Below are 10948 nucleotides of genomic sequence, written 5' to 3'. Positions count from 1 at the left end.
GACACCGCAGATGGGGAGGTTAAGGAACGAATAAAGAGACTGCGTGCATATGCCAAAGAGCTCAAAGCGCACTCAAAGGATCAGGAATGCGACAGCAATCCGCCCCTTATCGCCCGAAATGAGAAAAGGCTTCTCCCTAGGGTGTGCGCATCAGACGCACTCGCCCGGCCGGGGGGAAATCCGCATGCCCGAGATACGAAGAGCCGTGACCCTGGCGCTTCTCGCACCCCTGATCGCGGTGGGCCTGACAGCCGCCCCCGCCACGGCCGACAGCGCCGCCCCCTCGCCCGGAGTCCCGGCCCCGCCACTCACCGCCACCCGCCCCGACGGCCCTGCGGGCACCCAACTCCAGCCCGACGACTCGGGGTTGACGCCGGCCCAGGAATCCGCGCTGGCCACCGCCCAGGCGAAGGCGTCCGCGAGCGGCAGCCCCGTCACCGTCGACGCGCTCACCACCGAGACCTCCACCGCGCAGGCCAACCCGTCGGGCACGGTCACCTGGACCGGCAGCCTGCTGCCGGCCCGCGTCCGGCAGAACGGCACCTGGGTCCCGGTCGACGCCACCCTCCGCGCCGACGCCGGCGGCTACAGCCCCGCCGCCTCCGCCGAGCCGCTCACCTTCTCCGGCGGCGGCACCGGCCCGCTCGTCACGATGACCGCCGGGAAGTCCCAACTCGCCTTCTCCTGGCCGACGTCACTCCCCGCGCCCACGGTCTCGGGCCCGACGATCACCTACCCGGACGTCCTCCAGGACGTCGACCTGAGACTCACGGCGGACACGACCGGCGGCTTCTCGGAGCTGATCGTCGTCAAGACGGCGACCGCCGCCGCGAACCCCGCCCTGACGAAGCTCCAACTCGCCACGCACACAACGGGTCTGACCGTCACCGACGACGGCCACGACAACCTCCAGGCGGCCACGCCGAACGGCCAGGTGATGTTCAGCGCGCCGCAGCCCCTGATGTGGGACTCGACGACGAGCACAGCCACGAACTCGGTGAAACCTCAACTCCTCGCGGAGACGAGCGACTCGGGCACGGCCACCACGACCACCACAGCCGCCTCGGCCACCACGACCACCGGCCCCGCCCCCGGCGCCCGCACCGCCCACGTCACCGACGACGTCACCGGCTCCACCCTCTCCCTCACCCCCGACCGGACCCTCCTCACCGGCGCCTCCACCCGCTACCCGGTCTACATCGACCCCACCTGGAACCCGCACTACGCCTCCGGCGCCAAGCAGCACTACATCGAGACCCAGCAGGGCTGCCCCTCCGCGAAGAACTACGACTCCACCCAGTACGGCGACCCCGGCGTCGGCTACAACAGCTGGTCGGGCTGCATCGGCGTCGAGCGCTCGTACTTCCAGCTCGCGATCCCCTCGGCGGCCTGGGGCACCCACATCGTCGCCGCGACCGTCGACGCCAAGGAGAACTACTCGGCGAGCTGCAGCCTCTCCTCCGACGTGAAGCTGTACCTCACGGGCGCGATCGGCTCCGGCACGACCTGGTCCAACAGGCCCGCCCTGTCCACCTACTTGGGAGCCAAGAGCTTCGGCCCCGCCTGCTCCAGCGAACCCTCGGGCGGCTTCTCCGTCACCTCGACGATCGCCAGGCTGGCCGCCGCGAAGGCGTCGAGCTGGACCTTCGCGCTGGTGAACAGCCAGGAGGGCAGCGGCGACGGCAACTACTTCAAGCGGTTCGCCAACAACCCCTCGATGTCCGTCGAGTACAACCACGTCCCGACCAAGCCGAGCGCCCTCGCCGCCAAGTTCGGTACGCACTCGGCGGGTTGCGGCACGACGGCGCCGTACCCGGTGATCGGCAAGACCCTCGCGACGACCCCGCCGACCCTCAACTCCGTGGTGAGCGACGGCGACAAGGACGCCCTCGCGGCGACGTACACGTACTGGGTCGGCAGCGGCAGCGCGACCACGACGGCCAGCGCGACGGTCGCGAGCGGCACGAACGCGCCGAAGCAGCTGTCGTCCACGTTCATGAGCGGCCTCAGGAGCGGGGACGTCGTCAACTGGAACGTCACCGCGAGCGACGGCAAGGACACCAGCTCCCCCTCCTCCACCTGCCACTTCACCGTCGACCTCACCGCCCCGGCCCCTCCGGCCGTCACCAGCGCCGACAACCTCTACATCGAGGACGCGGCGGGTACGACGGCGGCGGGCACGGCGGGCCGCTTCACCCTCAGCACCGACAGCGCGGCCAAGTTCCTCTACCGCCTCGACGTCAGCCCGCCGACCTCGAACACCCCGGCGGCCCAGACCGTCACCGCCTCCGGCAATAAGGCGACCGTCACCGTCACCCCGCCCGCCCCCGGCACCCACACCCTGTACGTGTACGCGGTCGACGCGGCCGGGAACGTATCGGCGCAGCAGCAGTACCAGTTCACCGCCCTCGGCCACGCCGGTACGACGTACCCGAGCCTCCAGGCGGCCTTCGACAACACCGCCGTCACCGACGACGCCCACCGCGCGGCCGGCGACGCGGACGGCAACGGCGCGACCTTCTCCCTCCAGGACCTCAAGGCGGCCGGCTGGCAGCCCGGCGGCAAGGTCACCGTGGACGGCGCCACGTTCACGCTGCCCTCCTTCGGCGCGGCGGGCGGCGACAACGTCCTCGCGGCGAACCAGACCGTCCAACTGAGCGGCAGCGGGCGGGCGTTGGTGTTCCTCGCGTCTTCGACGTACGGGTTCGTCTCCTCGCAGCGCGCCGACGCCGACGTCACCAGCCCCGCCGTGCCCGACGGCACCTCGGTCGGCGGGACCGAGTGCACGCTCGGCAACGGGCAGTACGAGGACTGCCGCGCGGGCGGCCCGTTCGGCACGGTCACCTATGCCGACGGCTCCGCCGCGCAGCAGTACCACCTGACGGTCCCGGACTGGGTGTACGGCTCCCCGTCCCTGGCGGCGCTCACCCTGCCCCACCGCAACCACGCCGACGGCACGCAGGAGACCCGCTCCACGAACGTCTACGCCTTCGCCGTCCCCCTCAAGGCGGGCGCCGCGCTCAGCTCGGTCACCCTGCCCGACCTCACCGACACGGCCCGCGTCGACGTGCCGGGGCTGCACATCTTCGGCATGGCGGTCCGCGACACGACGGCCGCGCCGGGCGGCGCGCACTGGACGGGGGCGTGGAGCGCGCCGAACGAAGGGGCGTTCAACTACGAGACCACCGACTACAAGGACCAGACGTTCCGCGTCACCGCCGCGCCGAGCATCGCCGGGTCGAGCATCCGCGTCCGGCTGTCCAACGCGCTCGGCCGCAGCCCGCTGACCATCGACCACACCACCCTCGCCACCCAGTCCTCCGGCGCGGCCCCCACCGCGACGCCGGCCGACCTCACCTTCGGCGGCGGCAGGGCGGTGACGATCCCGGTCGGCGGCGAGGTCTACAGCGACCCGGTGAGTTACGCGGCCACGCCCGGCAAGCGCGTCATGGTCAGCCTGCACCTGGTGAACGACACGCCCTATCTCGTCCAGCACAGCTGGGCCGCCGGGACCACCATGTACGTCAGCGCCGTCGGCTCCGGCGACCACACCGCCGACACGGCGACGACCGCGTTCAGCGGGACGGGGACCACCTGGGGTTCGTTCACGGACGTCGTCACCGGCATCGACGTCGTCGCCGACGGGAACCGGCCGACCGTGGCGGTCCTCGGCGACAACCTCGTCAGCCCCTTCGACGCCGCCACCAAGGCCGTCCTCGGCGCACCGCGCCTCTCCGACGCGCTCACCGGTCCTTCGTACGGTGTCGTCGGCACCGGCATCGAGGCCAACCGGCTCGCGACCGACCTCGCCGGGCAGGGCGGCCCGGCCGTCCTCACCCGCCTCGACCGGGACGTCCTCGACCTGCCCGGCCTCTCCACGGTCGTCGTCGACGAGGGGCTCCAGGACCTCGTCTCCGGCACCGACGAGACCGGCCTCGAAGCCGCGTACGACCTACTGCGCACGCAGCTCAGAGGCTGGGGCGTCAAGGTCGTCTTCACCACCCTCATCCCGTGCACCGGCTACGCCCCCTGCACGGCAGCGGCCGACGCGAGCCGGGTCGGCGCCAACACCTGGATCACGGACCAGTTCGACGCGAACACGCCCACGGTGAGCTACGCCGACACGGAAGCGGCCGTGGCGGTCCCGGACACGACGAGCCCGGCGGACCCGCCCCCGCTGAGCCTGAGCCCCGAGGCGGACGCCGGGGACCATGTGAACCTCACGGCGGCGGGGTACGGGGCAGTGGCGGGGGCGATCGACGCGGGGGCACTGGGGCCGGACGTGTAGAGGAGGGCGGCCTTCGCCGCACCCGTGGGTGCGGCGAAGGCCGATCGCTAACCTTTACCCACGTGACAGTGCGAAGAGGGTTACCGGTGCGCAGCTTCGTCTGCGCGATTCTGGTCATGGCGACGCTGGCCGTCGCAGCCGCCACCACCGCGTCGGTCGGGCCGCTCATCAGTGGGGCGGGAACGGCGGCCGTCGTCGCGGCACTGGTTCTCACCGTGTGGAACCCTCCCCAGCCGAGGGTCCTGCCGCTCACCGTGCTCGGCGTGACAGCGGTCTCCCTGACCGTGACCTTCGCCTATCAGGGGCCCGCCCGCTCGGCCACCGCCAACTGGTGGACGGCGGAGACCCTGGCGTTCACGGCGCTGGTGGCCGCCGCCGTCCGCAGACCGCGTCCGCGCACGTCGGTCGGGCTGAGCCTGCTGCTGGCGTCGGCGATCACGCTCTCCCCGCTGCGGATCACCCTCAACATGACCCCACCGGCCGGTCACGACGAGACGGTTCAACTGTGCCTGCTGTGGGCCCTGTTCGCGATGAGCGCCGGAGGCATCGGCGCGTATCTGCGCAGCCTGGACGCCCGTAGCCGGGCCGCGGTGGCCGCCGAGCGGCAGGCCCAGCGCATGCACCTCGCCCGCGACCTCCACGACTACGCCGCTCACGACATCACGGCGGTGGTCGTCCTCGTCGAGGCTGCCCGGGTCATGGCGGAGAAGGATCCCCGGCAGGCCCTGGACCTACTGCCGGAGATCGGCGCGGCCGGCACCCAGGCGCTTGAGGCCATGGACCGTACGGTGCAGCTGCTGGCCGAACCCACGGCGGCCGGGCAGCCGGAGCGTGCGGTACGCGACAGCGAGAGCGCACGCCACCTCCGTATCGGCAGCCGGTCCCGGCGAGATCTCGGTGAACTCCCTTCGCTGGTGGAGAGGTTCAACCGGACGGGCCGCCCCGAAGCCGTGCTCGACATGGCCGAGGGCCTGGTGGACGAACTTCCGGCCGAGGTCAGTGCGGTGGGCTACCGGGTGGTCGTGGAAGCCCTGACCAACGTGCGCCGGCACGCCGGCACGGCGTCCCGCGTGGACATCTCGCTGCGCACCGCGGCCGGCGCCCTGTCGCTCCAGGTCAGCGACGACGCGCACCGCCCGCAGGCCGAACCCGGCCTTCCCGAGCGGCCGGCGGGCACCGGAAGCACCGGGATCAAGGGACTGTCCGCGCGCGTGGCGGAGCTGGGCGGAGAGCTCACCGCGGGGCCGCGCCAGCCCCACGGCTGGCACGTCACCGTGCTCCTGCCCCTCACCGGAACGCCCCCGGCCCAGGAGACACGGGCTTCCCGCAATCTGCCGAACGGCTGATACCGGTTCGCGGATCAGGCTGACAGCATGATCCGCATGGCTGGGCGTACGGGGGGACGGATTGCTTTGACGCTGGCGGTGACCGTACTCGTCTCGTCGGCTCTGCTGAGCACGGAGGCCCTGAACGACCTGGACGCCGCGCCACGCAACGGGCAGCGCCGGTTCGCTTTCGACGGCAGCCGGCTGGACATCGTCGTACGAGGCGACGGGCGGGTCCGGCTGGAGCAGGGGCCCGGGGACGATCTCGCCGTCGAGCGTGAGCTGGCGGGAGCCGCGGCCCGGGAGGGCAACTCGGGCTGGGACCTGGACGGCAACACCCTCCGGCTGTCCGCCTGGTGCACCGGCTGGGCCATGAACTGCCGGGGTGAATTCGTCGTCCGGATACCCCGCGGCGTGGCGGTGTCGGTCGACGCCTCCTCGGGTGTCTCCGCGCTCGGGCTGAACCGCACGCTCGAAGTCGCCACGGGGGACGGGAACATCAGCGTCCGCAAGGCTTCCGGGCCGCTGTCGCTGCGCTCGACGCGGGGGCGTGTCCAGGTCCTGGACTCCACGTCACAGACCGTGGACGCCCACGCGACACGCGGCCCGGTCTCCCTCGCGTTCTCCGAGCCGCCCCGGTCTGCCGTCGCCACCTCGGAGATCGGGGACATCCGCATCGAACTGCCCCGTGCCTGGTACCGCGTCGACGCCGAGGCCCGGGACCGGGACAGCGTGTACGTCGGCGTCCTCGACCTCCCGTCCGCCGCCCGGCACATCGTCGCCCACACCGAAGAGGGAACCATACGCATTCGCGCCACAGATTCCTGAGAGATTCCGGCCCGCATCATTGGTCCACCATGCCCAGGAGGTTTTCCCATGCACCAAGTGATTCTTTCCGCAACCGACCTGACACGTATCACCATCAGCGAGTCGGACACTACGCACATCGAGTCGATCTTCGCTCTGGAGGCTCTCGGGGAGAGCAGTGGAGAAGAATTCAGGATGTGGCGTCGACGAGTCTGGTTAAGCGCCCCCGGAACCGATCCGGGAAAGACGGAAGTGGCCAAAATCCTCCACATTCCCGGCGGCCCCGAAAGGTTGCTGGAGATCTGTACCGACGCGGAGATCCCGCCGCCGGCCGCCTGCTCCGCCGCCCTGAAGTTTCTCCGGACGGCTGTCGCGCCGCACCGAGCCCGCCTCCAGGCCCATCTGGACGCGGCGCGGGAGACACTGCGCGGCATCATGGCCCGGGACGGCGTCGAAGTGCTCCTCAACAGCCTGGGCCCGGGAATCAGCTGGAACGCACCCGTTCTGAGCATCTCCGGTGTCCGGCCCGGCGAGTCGAGGCCGGGCGGCGGCGGTCTGGTCCTGACGCCGTCCCTGTTCCTCCAGCACACCGGCAAGGTGATCCCGGCCGGCGGGCGAGGGGCGGGAGGTGCGGCCCTGCTGGCGTTCGCCGACCGCCCGGGGCCCGACGACGTCGCGCGCATCCTCGGTGAGCACCGCGCGAACGACCCGCACTGCGCCCTCGCCGCACTGGTGGGAAGGACCCGGGCGGCCACGCTCCACGCCGTGAAAGAGGGGTGCACCAACACCGAACTGGCCGAACGGCTCGGAGTGTCGACGGCCGCGGTGAGCCAGCACACGGCCGTCCTGCGGTCCGCCGGACTGATCCGCACCCGCCGCAACCGGAGCCGGATGATTCACACCGTCACCCCTCTCGGCCGCCTTCTCCTGCAAGGAGAGGCCGCGCAGCGGCATCCGGCCCCGGCGCCTCGCCCCTCGACGGCGCAGTCCCGCCAGGCAGTACGGGCGGTCGGTGTGGTCGGCATGTCGCCCATGCTGCCGTAGACCGCCCGCATTCCGATATCAGCCGTTCGGCAGATCGTCCCGTCGGGCCCCCGGCATCAGTCCGGACTCCCACACCCACGCGGCGATGCCGACGCGGTTGCGGACCTTCAGCTTCTTCTGGAGATGCATCAGATGAGTCTTCACCGTGCCGGGCGAGATGAACAGTTCGGCACCGATGTCGGAGTTGGTCAGCCCTTCGGCCACCAGTTGGGCGACCTCCTGTTCCCGTGCGGTCAGCAGTTCTCGCGGCCGGCCCGCCGTGGGGTACGGGTGCCGGAACCGGCCGAGCAGCCGTGCGGTGATTTCGGGACTGATCATCGAATCGCCCGCGGCGGCGGCCCGTACGGCTTCGACGAGCACGGCGGACCGGGACCGCTTGAGGAGGAAACCGCAGGCACCCTCGCGCAGCGCCGTGTGAACGTACTCGTCGAGCTCGAAGGTCGTGACGACGACCACCCGGACGGAGGGGACGGACCGGCCGATCCGCCGGGTCAGCTCCAGGCCGTCCATCTCCGGCATACGGATGTCCGCCAGGAGCACGTCAGGGGTCAGCTTCTGGGCCACCTCCAGGGCGGCGACACCGTTCTCCGCCTCGGCCACGACCCGCATATCCGGTTGGGAATCCAGAATGCGCCGGAATCCCATACGGATACTGGCCTGGTCGTCCGCGAGTACGATGCGCGTCGTCATGGAATCCATGATCGCATGATCGACTTCCCGGAAGTGCGCCCCGTCATGGGCAAGACATGCTTTCCGGCCAGGATGGCGCGAGCCGAGCAGTCGGAAAACGGAATCCGGAGCATGCAGTTAAGTCTGGGCTTATCCAGTTGCCCTTCGGCGGACGAATCCCCGAGGATCGAACACGACGACGAGGAAAGCGATTTCCCGTCAGAATTCCCGATGACGGATTTCCCGATGGCGGATTCCCGGACAAGGCGAGTATGGGGAGGGTGCATGGACCCGAGGTACGAGGCATTCACCATCGCCGACCCCTTCTGGTACGAGCCGTTGGACCGCTGCAAGGACGAGCAGTCCCTCTTCTCCCTCGCCGTGCGGGAAATCCCCGAGGACTGGCGGCGGGAGCACCACGGCGTCTGGGAGTTCCTGACACCCGCCGCGGCCGGGGAACTGCCGGAGCAGGGCTGGAAGATCCACGTCAGCACGACGCCCGACACCGCCGAGGAGACGATCGAGGCGGCATGGCTGGTGTGCCGGCGGCTCGGGCTGCCGTGGAAGTTCCTGCGCAGCCGGCTGATCGTCACCGCCCTGAACACCAAGTACGCCCACCGCGCTTCGAGCGGCAAGGCGGTGACCGTCTATCCCCGCACCACGGACGAACTGCGGACCGCCCTGACCGCACTGGACTCGCTCCTGGGCGGACGGCCCGGCCCGTACGTCCTGTCCGACCAGCGGTGGAACGACGGCCCGGTCTCCGTGCGATACGGCGCCTTCACCCTGATGTGGTGTGAACTCTCCGACGGCGCCCGGGTGCCCGCCCTGCGCGATCCCCGGGGGCAGCTGGTGCCGGACCCCCGCCGCCCTGTCTTCACCACCCCCGAGTGGGCCGAGGTACCGGAATTCCTCACGCCCCGGCCGGCCGGTGAATCCGCGACGCTGAACGGCCACCGCATCCACAAGGCACTGCATTTCTCCAACGGCGGGGGTGTCTATCTCGCGGAGGACGGCCGAGGCAGGAATGTCGTCCTCAAGGAGGCCCGGCCGCATGCCGGTCTGGACGGCAACGGTGTGGACGCGGTGGAGCGATTACGCACCGAGGAGGCGGTCCTGCGGAAAGTGGCCCATCTGCCCTTCGTCCCCCGCCTGTTCGATTCCTTCACCGCCTGGGAACACCATTACCTCGCGATGGAGTACATCGAGGGGGAGACGGTCAACGCCTGGCTGGGCCGGGACTACCCGCTCACCCGCCACCGGCCCACGCGGGAAGCGCGCGCGGCTTTCGCGGCTCTCGCCGTCCACCGCATGGAACAGGTCGAGGAGTGCGTCGAGGCTCTGCACCGGGCGGGCGTGGCCTTCGGCGACCTGCACCACCGCAACATCCTCATCCGGCCCGACGGCACGGTCGCGCTCGTGGACTTCGAACTCGCCACGCGAACCGACGCCGTCCGTACCGCGGCCCTGGGGGCGCCCGGCTTCACGGATCCCACGATCGAAGACCCGCGTGAGGCCGATCAGTTCGCCCTGGGCTGCTGCCAGCTCGCTGTTCTCGTCCCCCTCACCGTCCTGACCCTGCGCACTCCGTCGAGCGTGGCCGCGCTGATCGAGCTGGCCACCACCTCGTTCCCGGACCTCCCCGACCGGTTCGTGAAGAAGATGACCGAGCGCCTGGCACTGTCACCCGCGCTCAGGCCGTACGTCACCCGTTCCCAGGTCCCCTCCCCGACGGCGCCGGCCACGGACACGCTGCTGCGCGGCATCGCGCGCGCGGCGGACGTCGAGCGTACGGACCGGCTGTTCCCCGGCGATGTGGCCGGACACCGGCCAGGAGCCTGTCTCGGGCTCGCGTACGGCGCCCCGGGAGTGCTCTGGGCCCAGCAGGCAGCCGGCACCGCCCCGGCCGACGCGCACCTGGACTGGCTGATCCGGGCCGCGCGCCGCGCGCCCGCGGACACGCCGGCCGGACTGTACGACGGCCTGGGCGGCACCGCCTGGCTGTTGCAGCGGCTCGGGCATCCGGAGGGCGCGAACCTGATCGACCGTCTGCTGGCCGGCCCACTGCCCGCCTCGCCGGGTCTCTTCGGCGGCCTCACCGGCATCGCGCACGTCCTTCTCGACTCCGGGCTGAAGGAGGAGGCCCTGCGGCTCGCCCTGCGCGTGCGTGAACGGGTCGGGACGGCGGGTCTGCTGGACCGGCCGGGCTTGATGTACGGCTGGTCGGGCCCCGCGGTCCTGTTCGCCCGCTGCTCCGGCGTGACCGGCGACCCGGCGTGGCTCCAAGCCGCCGAGCAGGCTGTGCGCTGCGATCTGCGGCACGCCCGCGACGTGGACGGCATGCTCCAGATGCACAGTTCCCACAAGCTGCTGCCCTACTTGGCGGAGGGCTCCGCGGGCGTGGCCTTCGCGGCGCTGGCCCTCCCCGATGCCCAGGCCGCCTCGCTCGGCGCGGACGCCCTGGTGGCGGGCGCCGTCCGGGCCGGCGCCGTACAAGTGGTGCTCCAGGGCGGGCTGTTCAACGGCCGGTCCGGACTGGCCTACCTGCTGTCGCACCTCGTGGCCCGGGAACCGCGCTGGACCGGGGAACTCCACGACCACCTGCGCGCCCTGTCCCTGCACCTCGCGCCGTACGAGGACGCCCACGTCCTGCACGGCGACCAGTTGGTCCGTCTCTCGACGGACCTGGCGACCGGCTCCGCCGGCGCGGTCCTCGCGCTGAAAGCCGCCCAGAGCCCCGGCAGCCGACTGCTCCCCGGCGCCCATCCGTGACCCGGACGGACGCCGACCGGAGGAGCCTGCCGCCGGTACCTGT

General features: G+C 71.2%; 6 protein-coding genes. 5 read left to right on the top strand and 1 reads right to left on the bottom strand.

The window, feature by feature from the left end:
- The first annotated feature begins 184 nt into the window (after positions 1-184).
- The 4 genes from J8M50_RS29785 (at position 185) to J8M50_RS29770 (ending at position 7464) form a co-directional block, all read left to right on the top strand.
- Complete coding sequence (locus J8M50_RS29785) at positions 185-4288, top strand: beta-sandwich domain-containing protein (protein WP_010351877.1); 4104 nt, start codon at positions 185-187, stop codon at positions 4286-4288.
- Positions 4289-4374: 86 nt separating this feature from the next.
- Complete coding sequence (locus tag J8M50_RS49800; RefSeq protein ID WP_010351876.1) at positions 4375-5634, top strand: sensor histidine kinase; 1260 nt, start codon at positions 4375-4377, stop codon at positions 5632-5634.
- A gap of 27 nt (positions 5635-5661) precedes the next feature.
- A complete protein-coding gene (locus J8M50_RS29775; RefSeq protein WP_141655549.1) occupies positions 5662-6441 on the top strand; it encodes a DUF4097 family beta strand repeat-containing protein in 780 nt (259 codons plus the stop codon).
- A 231-nt stretch (positions 6442-6672) separates the two neighbouring features.
- Positions 6673-7464 carry an ArsR/SmtB family transcription factor gene (locus J8M50_RS29770; RefSeq protein ID WP_010351874.1) on the top strand — a complete coding sequence of 264 codons (792 nt, stop codon included), beginning with the start codon at positions 6673-6675 and terminating at the stop codon, positions 7462-7464.
- 18 nt (positions 7465-7482) lie between these two features.
- On the opposite strand, the gene J8M50_RS29765 is transcribed toward J8M50_RS29770, so the two are convergent.
- Positions 7483-8163, bottom strand: a complete 681-nt coding sequence (locus J8M50_RS29765) for a response regulator (protein WP_010351873.1) — start codon at positions 8161-8163, stop codon at positions 7483-7485.
- A gap of 255 nt (positions 8164-8418) precedes the next feature.
- Here J8M50_RS29765 and lanKC point away from each other — a divergent pair, with 255 nt between their 5' ends.
- Positions 8419-10905, top strand: coding sequence for a class III lanthionine synthetase LanKC (lanKC, locus tag J8M50_RS29760; RefSeq protein WP_010351871.1), 2487 nt, complete (start codon positions 8419-8421; stop codon positions 10903-10905).
- Positions 10906-10948: the final 43 nt, after the last annotated feature.

The organism is Streptomyces acidiscabies, from assembly GCF_020010905.1.
Lineage (GTDB): Bacteria > Actinomycetota > Actinomycetes > Streptomycetales > Streptomycetaceae > Streptomyces > Streptomyces acidiscabies.
Note: the sequence above shows the minus strand (reverse complement) of the source record. Positions and strands in the feature narration are given on the sequence as shown.

What these genes read in the sequence shown, in the direction of transcription:
- J8M50_RS29785 (WP_010351877.1), top strand. Translation starts at nt 185, where the DNA reads ATGCCCGAGATACGAAGAGCCGTGACCCTGGCGCTTCTCGCACCCCTG.
- J8M50_RS29775 (WP_141655549.1), top strand. Translation starts at nt 5,662, where the DNA reads ATGATCCGCATGGCTGGGCGTACGGGGGGACGGATTGCTTTGACGCTG.
- J8M50_RS29765 (WP_010351873.1), bottom strand. Translation starts at nt 8,163, where the DNA reads ATGGATTCCATGACGACGCGCATCGTACTCGCGGACGACCAGGCCAGT.
- lanKC (WP_010351871.1), top strand. Translation starts at nt 8,419, where the DNA reads ATGGACCCGAGGTACGAGGCATTCACCATCGCCGACCCCTTCTGGTAC.